Annotated in this window: 15 protein-coding genes; 9 read left to right on the top strand and 6 right to left on the bottom strand. The window is 62.4% G+C overall.

Annotated features, from left to right (window positions below):
• Positions 1–225 precede the first annotated feature (225 nt).
• The 4 genes from AC07OJ_RS27410 to lnt are packed head-to-tail and all read left to right on the top strand — an operon-like array spanning position 226 to position 4,095.
• Complete coding sequence (locus tag AC07OJ_RS27410; RefSeq protein WP_065910097.1) at positions 226–1,230, top strand: PhoH family protein; 1,005 nt, start codon at positions 226–228, stop codon at positions 1,228–1,230.
• Complete coding sequence (gene ybeY / locus AC07OJ_RS27405) at positions 1,223–1,681, top strand: rRNA maturation RNase YbeY (protein ID WP_120450077.1); 459 nt, start codon at positions 1,223–1,225, stop codon at positions 1,679–1,681. The genes AC07OJ_RS27410 and ybeY overlap by 8 nt, the downstream gene beginning before the upstream one ends.
• 42 nt (positions 1,682–1,723) lie before the next feature.
• On the top strand, positions 1,724–2,563 hold the full coding sequence (locus AC07OJ_RS27400) for a CorC family transporter (protein ID WP_015373027.1): 840 nt from the start codon (positions 1,724–1,726) through the stop codon (positions 2,561–2,563).
• An 8-nt stretch (positions 2,564–2,571) separates the two neighbouring features.
• Positions 2,572–4,095, top strand: coding sequence for an apolipoprotein N-acyltransferase (lnt, locus tag AC07OJ_RS27395; RefSeq protein WP_495095571.1), 1,524 nt, complete (start codon positions 2,572–2,574; stop codon positions 4,093–4,095).
• Positions 4,096–4,215: 120 nt separating this feature from the next.
• Here lnt and AC07OJ_RS27390 read toward each other — a convergent pair whose 3' ends face one another.
• Entirely contained in the window at positions 4,216–4,977 is a 762-nt protein-coding gene (locus AC07OJ_RS27390) for a YdcF family protein (protein WP_495095570.1), read from the bottom strand.
• A 99-nt stretch (positions 4,978–5,076) separates the two neighbouring features.
• Entirely contained in the window at positions 5,077–5,394 is a 318-nt protein-coding gene (locus tag AC07OJ_RS27385; RefSeq protein WP_065910089.1) for a hypothetical protein, read from the bottom strand.
• A 262-nt stretch (positions 5,395–5,656) separates the two neighbouring features.
• Here AC07OJ_RS27385 and leuS point away from each other — a divergent pair, with 262 nt between their 5' ends.
• From leuS to AC07OJ_RS27360, 5 genes are all read left to right on the top strand, one after another.
• Entirely contained in the window at positions 5,657–8,263 is a 2,607-nt protein-coding gene (gene leuS / locus AC07OJ_RS27380) for a leucine--tRNA ligase (protein WP_065910088.1), read from the top strand.
• Between the two features lie 88 nt (positions 8,264–8,351).
• Positions 8,352–8,957 carry an LPS-assembly lipoprotein LptE gene (locus tag AC07OJ_RS27375; protein ID WP_495095569.1) on the top strand — a complete coding sequence of 202 codons (606 nt, stop codon included), beginning with the start codon at positions 8,352–8,354 and terminating at the stop codon, positions 8,955–8,957.
• 39 nt (positions 8,958–8,996) lie between these two features.
• Entirely contained in the window at positions 8,997–10,034 is a 1,038-nt protein-coding gene (gene holA / locus AC07OJ_RS27370) for a DNA polymerase III subunit delta (protein WP_065910085.1), read from the top strand.
• A gap of 177 nt (positions 10,035–10,211) precedes the next feature.
• Positions 10,212–10,376, top strand: coding sequence for an alternative ribosome rescue factor ArfA (gene arfA / locus AC07OJ_RS27365; protein WP_003176285.1), 165 nt, complete (start codon positions 10,212–10,214; stop codon positions 10,374–10,376).
• A 61-nt stretch (positions 10,377–10,437) separates the two neighbouring features.
• Complete coding sequence (locus AC07OJ_RS27360) at positions 10,438–11,763, top strand: lytic murein transglycosylase (protein ID WP_120450090.1); 1,326 nt, start codon at positions 10,438–10,440, stop codon at positions 11,761–11,763.
• 485 nt (positions 11,764–12,248) lie between these two features.
• Here the strand turns inward: AC07OJ_RS27360 and AC07OJ_RS27355 are convergent, their stop codons facing one another.
• The 4 genes from AC07OJ_RS27355 to AC07OJ_RS27340 form a co-directional block, all read right to left on the bottom strand.
• The gene (locus tag AC07OJ_RS27355) at positions 12,249–13,181 is read right to left on the bottom strand and encodes a S66 peptidase family protein (RefSeq protein WP_495095568.1); all 933 of its coding nucleotides are present in this window, start codon (positions 13,179–13,181) and stop codon (positions 12,249–12,251) included.
• A gap of 153 nt (positions 13,182–13,334) precedes the next feature.
• Positions 13,335–14,336: a lipoyl synthase gene (lipA, locus tag AC07OJ_RS27350; protein WP_162473202.1), complete on the bottom strand. Its 1,002-nt coding sequence runs from the start codon at positions 14,334–14,336 to the stop codon at positions 13,335–13,337.
• 26 nt (positions 14,337–14,362) lie between these two features.
• Positions 14,363–15,010, bottom strand: a complete 648-nt coding sequence (gene lipB, locus AC07OJ_RS27345; RefSeq protein ID WP_495095567.1) for a lipoyl(octanoyl) transferase LipB — start codon at positions 15,008–15,010, stop codon at positions 14,363–14,365.
• Positions 15,010–15,291, bottom strand: a complete 282-nt coding sequence (locus tag AC07OJ_RS27340) for a DUF493 domain-containing protein (RefSeq protein ID WP_043047980.1) — start codon at positions 15,289–15,291, stop codon at positions 15,010–15,012. Before AC07OJ_RS27340 ends, lipB begins: the two co-directional genes overlap by 1 nt.
• Positions 15,292–15,345 lie beyond the last annotated feature (54 nt).

Raw genomic sequence — 15,345 nt, 5'->3', positions numbered from 1 at the left:
TTCAGGACACACGAAGCTCAACTGTGGGCGCTGGCTTGCCTGCGATAGCGGTGAAACAGGCGGCAGCTCTTTTGGAGGTGCCGCCCCTTCGCCGGCAAGCCAGCCCTCACAGGGATCGCCTTGGTTCCTGAGAGTGGACCCCGCCTACATAAGTGCTTTCGCACACCGGCGGCTGGCGTTATCCTCTATTTCACCTAAACAGCCAAAGGGCGGCTAAAAGCAACCTTGAACGCACCCATAGCAGAACCCCATCGTTTTCTCCTCGAGCCGTTTGAGGCTCGCCGTTTCGCCAATCTGTGCGGACAGTTCGACGAGCACCTGCGCCTGATCGAACAACGCCTGAGCATCGAGATCCGCAACCGCGGCAATCAGTTCGAGCTCATTGGTGAACCCCAGCACACCACGTCCGCAGAAAACCTGCTGCGCCGTCTCTACCGTGAAACCAAGGGCAGTGAGCTGTCGCCGGAAACGGTGCACCTGTACCTGCAGGAATCGGCCGTGGAAGACCTGGCCAACAACCCTGTGGCCGAAGCCAGCGTGGCCCTGCGCACCAAAAAAGGCATGATTCGCCCGCGCGGCTTGAATCAGCAGCGCTACGTCAAGGAAATCCTCGGCAACGACATCAACTTCGGCATCGGCCCGGCCGGTACCGGCAAGACCTACCTGGCGGTAGCCTGCGCCGTTGACGCCCTGGAGCGTGAACAAGTGCGCCGCATCCTGCTGGTGCGACCGGCGGTCGAGGCCGGCGAAAAGCTTGGCTTCCTGCCCGGCGACCTGGCCCAGAAGATCGACCCGTACCTGCGCCCGCTCTACGACGCGCTGTACGAGATGCTCGGCTTTGAATACGTGGCCAAGCTGATCGAACGCCAAGTGATCGAGATCGCCCCGCTGGCCTACATGCGTGGTCGTACGCTGAACAACAGCTTCATCATCCTCGACGAAAGCCAGAACACCACGGTCGAGCAGATGAAGATGTTCCTCACCCGCATCGGTTTCGGCTCCACCGCCGTGATCACCGGCGACGTCACCCAGGTCGACCTGCCCAAGGGCACCAAGTCCGGCCTGGCCCAGGTGATCGAGGTGCTCAAGGACGTGCCGGGTATCAGCTTCACGCACTTCATGCCCAAGGACGTGGTCCGTCACCCGCTGGTGCAGCGCATTGTCGAAGCCTACGAGCGCTTCGATCATCGCGATGACGCACCCGCCAAGGACAGCCGCCGCGATGCTTGAGCTTGACCTGCAACTGGCCACCGAAGCGCCCGCCCCCAGCGAAGAACAGTTCCGTCAATGGTGCACCCTGGCCCTGCGCCAGCGCACCGCCGATTCGGAGCTGACCATCCGCCTGGTGGACGAGCCCGAAGGCCGCGAACTGAACCACACCTGGCGCCAGAAGGATTACGCGACCAACGTGCTGTCCTTTCCCGCCGACGTCCCCGACGAATTGCTGGATATCCCGCTGCTGGGCGACCTGGTGATCTGCGTCGAAGTGGTCGAGCGCGAGGCAAAGGAGCAAGGCAAGGAACTTGAAGCCCATTGGGCCCATCTAGTCATCCACGGCTGCTTGCATCTCTTGGGTTACGACCATATAGACGATGACGAAGCCGAAGAAATGGAAGCACTGGAACGAACGTTGCTTGCAGAATTGGGTCACCGCGATCCGTATGCAGACGACGAAAACTGATCAACACTCAACTGAAACATCAAAGGATTTAGAGTAATCGCTATGAGCGAAGACCGATCGAGCAACGGGCAGAAGTCATGGCTGGGTAAACTGACCCAGGCTTTTGCCCACGAGCCGAAAAACCGCCAGGAGCTGCTGGAGCTGCTGCGCGAGGCCCATCAGAACAAGTTGCTGGACAGCGAAGCGCTGGCCATCGTCGAAGGCGCCATCCAGGTGGCTGACCTGCAGGTTCGGGACATCATGGTCCCGCGCTCGCAGATGATCAGCATCAAGGCGACCCAGACCCCTCGGGAATTCCTCCCGGCCGTGATCGACTCGGCGCACTCGCGCTACCCGGTGATCGGTGAAAGCCATGACGACGTCATGGGTGTCCTGCTGGCCAAGGACCTGTTGCCGCTGATCCTCAAGGAGAACGGCGACAACTTCAACATCAAGGACCTGCTGCGTCCTGCCACCTTCGTGCCCGAATCCAAGCGCCTGAATGTGCTGTTGCGCGAGTTCCGCGCCAACCACAATCACATGGCCATTGTGATCGACGAATACGGCGGTGTAGCGGGCCTGGTGACCATCGAAGACGTGCTGGAACAAATCGTCGGCGACATCGAAGACGAGCACGACGTCGAAGAAGACAGCTACATCAAGCCGCTGCCCAGCGGTGATTTCCTGGTCAAGGCGCTGACGCCGATCGAGAACTTCAACGAGTTCTTCGACAGCGAATTCTCCGACGATGAGTTCGACACCGTCGGCGGCCTGGTGATGAGTGCGTTTGGCCACTTGCCCAAGCGTAACGAGACCACCGAGATCGGCGCCTACCGCTTCCGCATCCTGAATGCCGACAGCCGCCGGATTCACTTGATTCGCCTGACACCTATTGCCCGTTAAGGACTGACATGCGCCGTATGATCGCACCCGGCTGGCCCGGTAACCTGCTGGCCGTGGCGGCCGGTGCCATCACCACCCTGGCGCTGGCGCCGTTCGATCTGTGGCCGTTTGCGCTACTGGCGGTCGGACTGTTCTATATCGGTCTGCGGGAGCTGACACCACGCCAGGCCTTGGGCCGTGGCTGGTGTTTCGGTTTCGGCCTGTTTGGCGCCGGCACCAGCTGGATCTACTACAGCATCCACCACTTCGGTGGTGCCTCGGTGATGCTGGCAGGCTTCCTGATGCTGCTGTTCACTGCCGCCATCGCCTGGTTCTTCGCCTTGCCCGCCTGGTTGTGGGCGCGCTGGCTGCGTCGCAATGAAGCGCCACTGGCCGATGCCCTGACGTTTGCCGCACTGTGGGTCGGCCAGGAAGCCTTTCGCGGCTGGTTCCTCACCGGCTTCCCGTGGCTGTATTCCGGGTATAGCCAACTCGACGGCCCGCTGACAGGCCTCGCCCCTGTCGGCGGGATCTGGCTGATCTCCTTTGCCCTGGCACTGACGGCGGCCCTGTTGTGCAACCTGCCACGCCTGCTGGCGAGCAAGCGCAATACCTTTATCGGCGCGGGCCTGGTCTTGCTGGTCGCCCCTTGGGCTATCGGCCTGGCCCTCAAGCATCACGCCTGGACTGCGCCTTCCGGCGCACCACTGAGCGTGGCCGCCATCCAGGGCAACGTCGAACAAAGCATGAAGTGGGACCCCGAGCAGCTCAATGCGCAGCTCGCGCTGTACCGCGACATGAGCTTCAGCTCCAAGCCCGTGGACTTGCTGGTGTGGCCGGAAACCGCCGTGCCGGTACTCAAGGAATCCGTCGAGGGCTACCTGGGGATGATGGGCAAGTTCGCCGCCGACCGGCACACCGCACTGATCACCGGTGTTCCGATCCGCCAGGAAGTGCACCACCAGAAGCGCTATTTCAATGGCGTCACCGTGGTGGGTGAAGGCGACGGCACCTACCTGAAGCAGAAGCTGGTGCCCTTCGGCGAGTATGTACCGCTGCAGGACATGCTGCGCGGGCTGATCGCCTTCTTCGACCTGCCGATGTCGGACTTCGCCCGCGGCCCCGCCGACCAGGCGATGCTGCAAGCCAAGGGCTATCAGATCGCGCCGTTCGTGTGCTACGAAGTGGTGTACCCGGAATTTGCCGCCGGCCTGTCGGCCCAGAGCGACTTGCTGCTGACCATCAGCAATGACACCTGGTTTGGCCGCTCCATCGGCCCACTGCAGCATCTGCAGATGGCGCAGATGCGCGCGCTGGAGGCGGGTCGCTGGATGATCCGCGCCACCAACAATGGCGTGACCGGACTGATCAACCCGTTCGGGCAGATCACTGCACAGATCCCGCAATTCGAGCGCGGCATTCTGTACGGCGAAGTGGTGCCGATGCACAACCTCACGCCGTACCTGCAATGGCGCTCGTGGCCGTTGATCATCCTATGCCTGGGGCTGTTTGGCTGGGCGCTGCTGGCGAGCCGGATGGCCAAGACAGTCTGACAGACACGACAAAACAATGTGGGAGCGGGCTTGCTCGCGAAGGCGTTGGTTCAGCCACAGCTACGTTGACTGACACACCGCCTTCGCGAGCAAGCCCGCTCCCACATTTGCAGGGCGGCGCTAGCGGTAGAACAACCGATAACCCACCTGCCCTACCGCCTCGTTGATCAACTGTCCGCTCTGCCACACCGACTTGAATTCCGGCATCCAGCCGCCCAGCGGCCGGGCATTGTCCACGCCCAGGAAGCCTACCGGCGCCGGGACCACGCTAAAGCCAGCCTTTTCAAAGCTCCACACTGAGCGCGGCATGTGCCAGGCCTGGGTCACCACGACCACGCGCTTGATGCCTTCGGGCAGCAATATCTCGGCACTCATTTGCGCATTTTCCCAGGTAGTACGGCTGCGTTCTTCCTTCCAGCGCACCGCTACGCCGAAGTCGTCGTGCATCGACACCGCCATCAACTCGGCCTCGCTGGGCGGCGTGCCGTAATGCAGGCCGCCGGTGGTCAGCACCGGCAACCCGGATGCCTTGGCCAGGCGCGCGGCATAGCGCTGGCGCTCCAGGCCGATACCGGTCGGCTGATCGGCGCCCCATGCCGGGTCACCGCGTTCGCGGCCCGAGCCCAGCACCACAATGGCATCGGCGCGCTGAGCCAGGGTCGACCAGTCTTCCCGCGCCAGCGGCGGTTCGGTCTCCAGCGCACGGGCGCCCCACTCCACCATCACCGGCAGGCTGATCAACCACATGCCGCCCAACCCGAGGGCAAAACAGACACCGGCCAAGCGTGGGCGGCTGCGACGAAACCACCAGGCAAGCGCCAGCAACAGCAAGAGGATGCCGGGCGGCAAGAGCAGTTGTTTAATGAAATAGCGAATAGGCATCGGGCATCTCCATAGATGCCCGAAGCCTAAGGTGTAACGGGGTTTAGCGACAATCTTTACGCTGACATGACGCGATAACGCAGCTCAGGGGGGAATGAACTACTTGTAGCGGACGGACCGGAGCTTTTCCGGGCCGCGACCGGCCGACAAGTCCTTGAGCCACACCACCTTGGCTGAGTGCGTGGGTTCCTTGGCTGGCGGGGGTGCTACCCAAGGAGGCGCACTGCGCCCGTTTCGTTCCAGATAAGCCTTGATCAGTTCCAGCTCCGCGCGGCTCAGACCGCGCAGTTCCAACTCGACAGGCCGTTCATCACGCAATCGGCCCGCTGTTCTCGCTGCATCCAATGCACGACCCAATCGGTCGATCAGTCCTTCGTAGATTTCCGGTTTCGTTGCGATTCGCTGCGATTCAACCATCCCCTCACCTCATTGAAGATATGACTCATTCCCCAATAAACAGCGTAGTCCTAGTGGCTGCACCTGCCTGGCGCCGCGACAGACGGCCCTGCCTGCGCAATCAGGGTTTCCCTCGATAGAGTGGGGTCATGTATGCTACGGCGCTTCCTGTAACTCCACTTCCCGCAGGGTTTGGGCACGGACGCGCCGCTTTTTGGTGTCGAACAACCCGGACAGTGCACCGAAGAGGATTAGGCCACCCCTATTCAGTTCAAAAGTAGCCATGCACGAACAATATCAGCCCCGTGAAATAGAAAATGCCGCCCAAACCTTCTGGGACGAGCAAAAGTCCTTTGAAGTCAGTGAACAGCCAGGCAAGGAGACTTACTACTGCCTATCGATGTTCCCTTACCCCAGCGGCAAGCTACACATGGGGCACGTGCGTAACTACACCATCGGCGACGTCATCTCGCGCTACCAGCGCATGCAAGGCAAGAACGTCCTGCAACCCATGGGTTGGGACGCCTTCGGCATGCCGGCAGAAAACGCCGCGATGAAAAACAACGTGGCGCCCGCCAAGTGGACCTACGAAAACATCGCCTACATGAAGACCCAGCTGCGCAGCCTGGGCCTGGCGGTGGACTGGTCTCGCGAAGTGACCACCTGCAAGCCGGATTACTACCGCTGGGAACAATGGCTGTTCACGCGCCTGTTCGAAAAAGGTGTGATCTACAAGAAGAGCGGCACCGTGAACTGGGACCCGCTCGACCAGACCGTACTGGCCAACGAGCAGGTGATCGACGGTCGCGGCTGGCGCTCCGGCGCGCTGATCGAAAAGCGCGAAATCCCGATGTACTACTTCAAGATCACCGCGTACGCGGATGAACTGCTGTCGAGCCTCGACGACCTGCCGGGCTGGCCTGAACAGGTCAAGACCATGCAGCGCAACTGGATCGGCAAGTCCAAGGGCATGGAAGTGCAGTTCCCGTACAACGTCGACTCGATCGGCGAAGCAGGCGCACTCAAAGTCTTCACCACCCGTCCGGACACCCTGATGGGCGCGACCTACGTCGCCGTGGCCGCTGAGCACCCGCTGGCCACCCAGGCCGCACAGAACAACCCTGAGCTGCAGGCGTTCATCGCCGAATGCAAAGGCGGCAGCGTGGCCGAAGCCGACGTCGCCACCCAGGAGAAAAAAGGCCTGCCGACCGGGCTGTTCGTCGAGCACCCACTGACCGGCGAAAAACTGCCGGTGTGGGTCGCCAACTACGTGCTGATGCATTACGGCGATGGCGCAGTAATGGCAGTACCGGCCCACGACGAACGCGATTTCGAGTTCGCCACCAAATACAGCCTGCCGATCAAATCCGTGGTGCGCACCAGCTCGGGCGACACCAACCCGGCCCCGTGGCAAGACGCCTACGGCGAGCACGGCACACTGATCAACTCCGGTGAATTTGACGGCCTGGACTTCCAGGGCGCTTTCGATGCGATCGAAGTTGCACTGGTGAAGAAAAACCTCGGTGCCTCGCGCACCCAGTTCCGCCTGCGCGACTGGGGCATCAGCCGCCAGCGCTACTGGGGCTGCCCGATCCCGATCATCCACTGCGACAGCTGCGGTGACGTCCCCGTGCCGGAAGACCAACTGCCGGTCGTCCTGCCGGAAGACGTGGTGCCGGACGGCGCTGGCTCGCCCCTGGCGCGCATGCCTGAGTTCTACGAGTGCAGCTGCCCGAAATGCGGCCAGCCTGCCAAGCGTGAAACCGACACCATGGACACCTTCGTCGAGTCCTCGTGGTACTACGCACGCTACGCTTCGCCGCACTATGAAGGCGGCCTGGTGGAAAAATCCGCGGCCGACCACTGGCTGCCGGTAGACCAGTACATCGGCGGTATCGAACACGCCATTCTTCACCTGCTGTACGCGCGCTTCTTCCACAAGCTGATGCGCGACGAAGGCCTGGTGAGCTCCGATGAACCGTTCAAGAACCTGCTGACCCAGGGCATGGTGGTCGCCGAGACCTACTATCGCCGCGAAGCCAACGGCGCCTACACCTGGTTCAATCCGGCCGACGTCGAGCTCGAGCGCGACAGCAAAGCCAAGGTCATCAGCGCCAAGCTGATCGCCGACGGCCTGCCGGTGGAAATCGGCGGCACCGAGAAGATGGCCAAGTCGAAGAACAACGGCGTCGACCCCCAGTCGATGATCGACCAGTTCGGCGCCGACACCTGCCGCCTGTTCATGATGTTCGCCTCGCCGCCCGACATGAGCGCCGAATGGTCCGACTCCGGCGTCGAAGGTTCGCACCGTTTCCTCAAGCGCGTCTGGCGCCTGGCGCATGCCCACATCAGCCAGGGCCTGCCGGGCAAGCTGGATGTCGCAGCACTGAGCGACGAGCAGAAAGCCATTCGCCGCAGCACCCACCTGGCAATCAAGCAAGCCAGCCAGGACGTGGGCCAGAACCACAAGTTCAACACCGCCATCGCCCAAGTGATGACGCTGATGAACGTGCTGGAAAAAGCCCCACAGGCCACCGAACAGGACCGCGCGCTGGTACAGGAAGGCCTGGAAACAGTCACCCTGCTGCTCGCGCCGATCACGCCGCACATCAGCCACGACCTGTGGAGCCGCCTGGGCCACAGCGACGCGGTGATCGATGCGCGCTGGCCGGTGCAGGACGACAGCGCCCTGGTACAGGACACGCTGCAGCTGGTGATCCAGGTCAACGGCAAGCTGCGTGGCCAGATCGACATGCCAGCCACCGCTACTCGCGAGGAAGTCGAAGCAGTCGCACGCGTCAACGAGAACGTGCTGCGCTTTACCGAAGGCCTGACGATCCGCAAAGTGATCGTGGTGCCTGGCAAACTGGTCAACATCGTCGCTAGCTAATCGGATCGGGCGCAGGGCTTGAGCCCTGCGCCGAACAAAGCCTTCAGGGCCTCGATAAGGCCCACATGGTTTCAAGGGGAGCAACAAAATGATCAAACGCAACCTGCTGGTTATGGGCCTCGCCGTGCTGCTGAGCGCTTGCGGCTTCCAGCTGCGCGGTACCGGCACTAACGAACTGGCGATCAAGGAACTGGACGTCAACGCCCGCGACGCCTACAGCGAAACCGTCACCCAGCTGCGTCAGGTCCTGGAAAACAGCGGCGTTCACGTCTACACCGGCGCGACCTACAAGCTGTTCCTGGCCAATCAAAAAGAGACCCAGCGCAACCTGAGCTACGCCAGTGCCGGCCGTGCCTCTGACATCGAACTGAGCACCGTGCTCAGCTTTGAAGTCCAGGGTCGCGATCACCTGCCCTTGATGAGTGACGACATCCAGGTGCAGAAAATCGTCAGCCACGACGGCAACAACCTCGTGGGCTCGGACTCCGAAATCATCCAGGTGCGCAAGGAAATGCGTCGTGAGCTGGTACAGCGCATGGTCCTGCGCCTGTCGATGATCACCCCGGAACAACTCGCGACCTTGCAACAACGCGCTGACGACAAGGCCAAGGCCGATGCCGACGCGCTGAAAGCGGCGCAAGAGTACGAAGACAACACGCCGAAACAGTCGCCTGTTGAAGTCCCAGTCGAGTAAGCCCGACGGGGCGCCCCAGGCGCCCCGTTCGCCCTGCCTATGAAACTCGCCCCCGCCCAACTCGCCAAGCACCTGCAAGGTGGCCTCGCGCCTGTCTACATTGTCAGCGGGGATGACCCGCTGCTGTGCCAGGAAGCCGCCGACGCGATTCGCACCGCCGCACGCCAGCAAGGCTTCGATGAACGCCAGGTCTTCAGCGCCGACGCCAGTTTCGACTGGGGCACGTTGCTGCAAGCCGGCGCGAGCATGTCGCTGTTTGCCGAAAAGCGCCTGCTGGAACTGCGCCTGCCTTCGGGCAAGCCCGGCGACAAAGGCGCGGCCGCCCTGATGGAATACTGCTCGCGCCCCGCCGAGGACACGGTGCTGTTGATCAGCCTGCCCAAGCTTGACGGCAGCGCGCAGAAAACCAAGTGGGGCAAGGCCCTGGTGGAAGGGGCACAAACCCAGTTCATCCAGATCTGGCCGGTGGACAGCAACCAGTTGCCGCAATGGATTCGGCAGCGCCTGTCCCAATCCGGCCTGTCGGCGACCCAGGACGCCGTGGAGCTGATCGCCGCCCGCGTGGAAGGCAACCTGCTTGCCGCCGCCCAGGAGATCGAGAAGCTCAAGCTGATGGCCGAAGACGGGCAGATTACCGTCGAGACCGTCCAGGGCGCCGTGGCCGACAGTGCGCGTTTTGACGTGTTCGGGCTGGTGGACGCGATCCTCAACGGTGAACCCGCCCACGCCCTGCGCATGCTCGAAGGCCTGCGTGGTGAAGGCGTCGAGCCACCGGTGATTCTCTGGGCGCTGGCCCGCGAACTGCGGGTACTGGCCAATATCTCCCTGCAATACAGCCAGGGCACGCCGCTGGACAAATGCTTCAGCCAGGCCCGGCCGCCGGTGTGGGACAAGCGCAAACCCCTGATGAGCAAAGCCCTGCAACGGCACTCGGCGCAACGCTGGGCGCAACTGCTGCTGGAAGCGCAGCGCATCGATGCGCAGATCAAGGGCCAAGCGGCCGGTTCGCCATGGATGAGCCTGAGTCGCCTGTCGCTGTTGATGGCCGGCCAGCGCCTGACATTGCCCGCCGAATAACCCAGCGCCCTGTAGGCAATGAGCCCCTTGAAGGCAGCCGTAACCCCAAGAATGCCATCGCCCGCCAATCGGTGCCTACAAGTTATGGCGCACGGTCTGACATATCAGCGGGCTTTACAGCGGCGCAACTTCGGCAGATTATTTGCGCCGTTGCCCCACCCCACGAGAGTACCGATCATGAGCAAAAAGCCATCCAAGCATGGCCCCAACAAGGCCAAATCCATCATCGCCCAGCCACTGTTCCGCAGCCGTCAGGAACGCGCCGGCAAGGGCAAAGGCAGCTACCGCCGCGAAGCCTTCCAGTCTAATAGCTGGGAGGCTTCTTACTTTCTGGCTGCCTGAAGGCAAGCGCCCCTCTGGCATGATAAGGTCTGCACCTGATTTGTAATCCCTGGACCTGTGCATGCCCTCTAGTCTTTCCCGTCGTTGGCACCTTCGCCAATTGATCGCTGCCTCCAGCCTCATTCTGCTTGTCGCCTGCGCGGAAAAACCCACCGCTGCTGACGCCCAGCCCCTGCCGACGCTCCAGACCGCCCCTGTCGCAGCGCCCGCCGTCGTCGCCCCGCTGGCCGTGGACAACCTCGATATCCAACCGACCCAGACCTTTGCCGAATGGCAGGCTGGCTTTCGTGTGCAAGCCCTGCAGGCCGGCATCACTGCCGCCGTGTTCGACAATGCCTTCGCCAATGTCACCCCCGACATGGCCGTGATCCGTGCCGACCGCAGCCAGCCGGAATTTTCCCGTCCGGTGTGGGAATACCTCGACGGCGCGCTGTCGCCGGTGCGGGTGCGCAATGGCCAGGCGCTGCTGATCAAGTACGCCGACATCCTGCAAAGCATCGAACAACGCTACGGCGTCGACCGTCAGGCGCTGGTATCGGTGTGGGGCATGGAGAGTAACTTCGGCCAGTTCCAGGGCAACAACTCCGTGATCCGCTCCCTGGCGACCCTCGCCTATGAAGGCCGTCGCCCGGCCTTTGCCCAGGCGCAATTGCTCGCGGCGCTGCAGATCATCCAGCACGGCGATATCCAGGCCGACCAGATGAAAGGCTCCTGGGCCGGCGCCATGGGCCAGACCCAGTTCATCCCGACGACCTACAACACCCACGCCGTGGACTTCGACGGCGACGGTCGCCGCGACATCTGGAACAGCCCGGCCGATGCCCTCGCCTCCACCGCGCATTACCTGCAAAGCTCCGGCTGGCAGAAAGGCCAGCCGTGGGGCTTTGAAGTCAAGCAATTGCCGGCGAACTTCGACTATGCACTGGCCGATGGCGGCATCCGCAAAAGCGTGGCCGACTGGCTGAAGTTGGGGATTCAGTTGCCACCGGGCGCGAGCCTGCCACCGAATGTCGACTCGTTATCCGCCGCCCTGCTGCTGCCGGCCGGCTACCGTGGGCCGGCGTTCCTGGTGCTGGATAACTTCCGCGCGATCCTCAAGTACAACAACTCGTCGTCCTATGCATTGGCGGTGGGGCTGCTGTCAGAGCGCTTCGCCGGCGGCGGCGTGATTCGTGGCGATTGGCCCAAGGATGAGCTGCCGCTGAGTCGCTCCCAGCGCATAGACCTGCAAACGGCGCTGAGCGCCAAAGGCTATGACGCCGGCAACCCGGACGGCATCATCGGCGCCAACACGCGCAAGGCGATTCGTGCAGCCCAGCAGGCGCTGGGCTGGCCGGCGGATGGCTATCCGACAGTGAAACTGCTGGAGTCGCTGCAGAACCGGTAGGGCGTCGTAAGGCAACTACCGCCATCGCAGGCAAGCCAGCTCCCACAGGGGAATGCATTCCAAATGTGGGAGCTGGCTATCCGACGGTGGAACTGCTGGAGTCGCTGCAAACCCGGTAGGGCGTCGTAAAGCAACTACCGCTATCGCAGGCAAGCCAGCTCCCACAGGGGAATGCATTCCAAATGTGGGAGCTGGCTATCCGACGGTGAAACTGCTGGAGTCGCTGCAGAACCGGTAGGGCGTCGTAAGGCAACTACCGCTATCGCAGGCAAGCCAGCTCCCACAGGGGAGTGCATTCCAAATGTGGGAGCTGGCTGGCCGGCGGATGACTATCCGACGGTGAAACTGCTGGAGTCAATGCAGACCCGGTAGAGCGTCGTAAGGCAACTACCGCTATCGCAGGCAAGCCAGCTCCCACAGGGGAATGCATTCCAAATGTGGGAGCTGGCTTGCCTGCGAAGACGGCCTGACAGGCAACATCAAACTCAGCCTTTGAGCACGACATCCTGCTCCAGCACCAACCGCTTCTCCCCCGCATCCAACCGCACCAGCGCGCCCATCGGCAGCGTCAGGTTCGGGTCGCAATGCCCGCTGCGCCAGCCAGACAACACCGGAATGCCTAACGGGGCGAAGGTCTGTTTTAGCAGGCGCTCCAGCGCCACAGCGTCCACACCCGCCACATCCCCCACCAGCACACCGGCCACTTGTGCAAGCTTGCCCGCCAGGCGCAGGTGCGTCAGCAGGCGGTCGATGCGGTAGATCGGCTCGTTGACGTCCTCGATCAGCAGGATGATGCCCTGCGCGTCGATTTCAAACGGGGTGCCCATGACCGCGGCGATCATCGACAGGTTGCCACCCAGAAAGCGCCCACAGGCAATGCCAGGCTCAATCGTGGTCAACGGGTACGCCACCGGGTGTGCCAACAGGCTGCCGCTGCCCAGTTGGCCGCGCAGCAGGCTGAACAAGGAAGACTCGGTGGGTTGTTGCTTGTCGCCGAGCAGGTCGGCATTGAGCATCGGCCCGTGGAAGGTCACGAAACCGGCGTAGCGGCTGATCGCCAGGTGCACCGCAGTGATGTCGCTGTAACCCACGAAAGGCTTGGGATTGGCGCGCAGCAGGTCGAAATCCAGGCGATCGAGCAAGCGCGGCGTGCCATAGCCTCCGCGCAGGCAGAAGATCGCATCGATTTCAGGGTCGGCGAAGGCGGTATGGAGGTCATGCAGGCGCACGTCATCGCTGCCGGCCAGGTAGCCGTCGCGCTCATACACACCCGGAAAGATTCGCAGGTCGTAGCCACGGGCACGCATCCATTGCCCGGCTTTCTCAACGTCCAGCGTAGCAGGGCCGGCGGGGGCGATCAGGGCGATGGTGCCTTCACTGCGTAAAGCAGGTACGGCGGCCGCGAGTTGAGTGGTCATCCATGCTCTCCGTATCGGTGACGCAGAAACAACTGCAGGAGCTGGCTTGCCAGCGATGCGGTCACTTCGATGCAACAGATGCACCGAGGTGAAGCTATCGCAGGCAAGCCAGCTCCCACACAAACCGGCTTCTACAATTGGATCGGGGCCGGCTTACGAAACCAGGCTGGCCTTGACCAGCTTGGCCTGTTCGTCAGCGTGGTACGAGGAACGTACCAGCGGGCCCGAGGCGACGTTCTTGAAGCCCATCTTGTAGCCTTCCTCGGCGAACCAGGCGAAGGTGTCCGGGTGCACGAAGCGCTGGACCGGCAAGTGGCTGCGGGACGGCTGCAGGTACTGGCCGAGGGTCAGCATGTCGATGTCGTGTTCGCGCATGCGCTTCATGACTTCGATCACTTCGTCGTCGGTCTCGCCCAAGCCCAGCATCAGGCCGGATTTGGTCGGGATGTGCGGCATCATCTGCTTGAATTTCTGCAGCAGGGTCAGCGACCACTGGTAGTCCGAACCCGGGCGCGCGGCCTTGTACAGGCGTGGCACGGTTTCCAGGTTGTGGTTGAACACATCCGGCGGCTCGGCAGCGGTGATTTCCAGCGCTACGTCCATGCGGCCACGGTAGTCGGGCACCAGGGTTTCGAGCATCACGTTCGGCGACAGTTTGCGAATTTCGCGGATGCAGTCGGCAAAGTGCTGGGCACCGCCGTCACGCAGGTCGTCACGGTCTACCGAGGTGATCACCACGTACTTGAGTTTCAGGTCGGCGATGGCGATGGCCAGGCTTTCCGGTTCGTTGACGTCCAGTGGCTTCGGCCGGCCGTGGCCGACGTCGCAGAACGGGCAACGACGGGTGCAGATATCACCCATGATCATGAAAGTGGCGGTGCCGCCGGAGAAGCACTCACCCAGGTTCGGGCAGGAGGCCTCTTCGCACACGCTGTGCAGCTTGTGTTTGCGCAGCAGGGCCTTGATACGGTCGACTTCCGGCGAAACCGGGATGCGCACGCGGATCCAGTCAGGCTTCTTCGGCAGTTCGGTGGTCGGGATGATCTTGACCGGGATGCGTGCAACCTTCTCGGCGCCGCGCAGCTTGACGCCGGCTTCCACCTTGGCACGCGGGGCCGGGGCCGGACGCTCGGTGATGTCCAGCGTCGGGATCATGGTTTGCACTGCATCAGTAGTCATAATCAGTCGATTCCGCCCGTGAGGGTCGTCTGCTCAGCATAGTCGAGGTGTTTGACGAGCTGCGCACGCAGCCGGGCACTTACCTCGGCAAATTTAATCGGTGTGGCGTGGTCGCTCAGTTGGGTCATCGCCAGCCCGGCGTAACCGCACGGGTTGATCCGCCGAAACGGCGCCAGGTCCATGTCCACGTTCAAGGCCAGGCCATGAAAGGAACAACCGTGGCGGATGCGCAAACCGAGGGAGGCGATTTTCGCGCCGTCCACGTACACACCGGGTGCATCGGGCTTGGCCGCGGCGGTCACGCCGTAACTGGCCAACAGCTCGATCAGGCAAGCCTCCATGCGGCTCACCAGGTCGCGTACGCCAAACCCAAGCTTGCGTACGTCCAGCAGCAGGTACGCCACCAGTTGACCCGGCCCATGGTAAGTCACTTGGCCACCTCGGTCGACCTGCACCACCGGAATATCACCCGGCAGCAGCAGATGTTCGGCCTTGCCGGCCTGGCCCTGGGTAAATACCGGCGGGTGTTCCACCAGCCAGATCTCATCGGGGGCCAAGCTGCCGCGCTCATTGGTGAAGCGCTGCATGGCGTGCCAGACGGGCTCATAGGCCATCTGGCCGAGCTCGCGAAAGCCCAGGGTATGCGACATCACAGCACCATGTGCACGAAGCCGGTGGCCCGCAGTTCACTGTTGATGTTGTAGAGCTGGTCCTGATCCGTGGCAACGATGTGCAACTGGATCGTGGTGTATTTGCCGGTGGAGCTTTGACGCTCGTCCACACGGTTGTCGTTGATCGTCGCGTGTTTTCTGACGATCTCGAGAATCTTGTCCTTGCGGCCCACGCCGGTATCGCTGATCACCTTGACGGGATAATCCGTCACTGGGAATTCGATCTTTGGCGCCTTTACTTCTACTTCTTTATCGGTCATGGCGAAACGGCCTCGTAAGCGTAAGCCGTGGCGACGGGCAAAGCCCCGTGTCGG

Source organism: Pseudomonas sp. GW821-FHT09C08 (genome assembly GCF_059418125.1).
This window is presented reverse-complemented; position numbering and strand designations above follow the sequence as displayed.

Coding starts and splice junctions, on each gene's coding strand:
- AC07OJ_RS27360 (WP_120450090.1), top strand. CDS start 10,438: ATGCCCTCTAGTCTTTCCCGTCGTTGGCACCTTCGCCAATTGATCGCT.
- leuS (WP_065910088.1), top strand. CDS start 5,657: ATGCACGAACAATATCAGCCCCGTGAAATAGAAAATGCCGCCCAAACC.
- AC07OJ_RS27385 (WP_065910089.1), bottom strand. CDS start 5,394: ATGGTTGAATCGCAGCGAATCGCAACGAAACCGGAAATCTACGAAGGA.
- lipA (WP_162473202.1), bottom strand. CDS start 14,336: ATGATCCCGACGCTGGACATCACCGAGCGTCCGGCCCCGGCCCCGCGT.
- holA (WP_065910085.1), top strand. CDS start 8,997: ATGAAACTCGCCCCCGCCCAACTCGCCAAGCACCTGCAAGGTGGCCTC.
- AC07OJ_RS27400 (WP_015373027.1), top strand. CDS start 1,724: ATGAGCGAAGACCGATCGAGCAACGGGCAGAAGTCATGGCTGGGTAAA.
- lipB (WP_495095567.1), bottom strand. CDS start 15,010: ATGTCGCATACCCTGGGCTTTCGCGAGCTCGGCCAGATGGCCTATGAG.
- AC07OJ_RS27355 (WP_495095568.1), bottom strand. CDS start 13,181: ATGACCACTCAACTCGCGGCCGCCGTACCTGCTTTACGCAGTGAAGGC.
- arfA (WP_003176285.1), top strand. CDS start 10,212: ATGAGCAAAAAGCCATCCAAGCATGGCCCCAACAAGGCCAAATCCATC.
- AC07OJ_RS27375 (WP_495095569.1), top strand. CDS start 8,352: ATGATCAAACGCAACCTGCTGGTTATGGGCCTCGCCGTGCTGCTGAGC.
- AC07OJ_RS27340 (WP_043047980.1), bottom strand. CDS start 15,291: ATGACCGATAAAGAAGTAGAAGTAAAGGCGCCAAAGATCGAATTCCCA.
- ybeY (WP_120450077.1), top strand. CDS start 1,223: ATGCTTGAGCTTGACCTGCAACTGGCCACCGAAGCGCCCGCCCCCAGC.
- AC07OJ_RS27390 (WP_495095570.1), bottom strand. CDS start 4,977: ATGCCTATTCGCTATTTCATTAAACAACTGCTCTTGCCGCCCGGCATC.
- lnt (WP_495095571.1), top strand. CDS start 2,572: ATGCGCCGTATGATCGCACCCGGCTGGCCCGGTAACCTGCTGGCCGTG.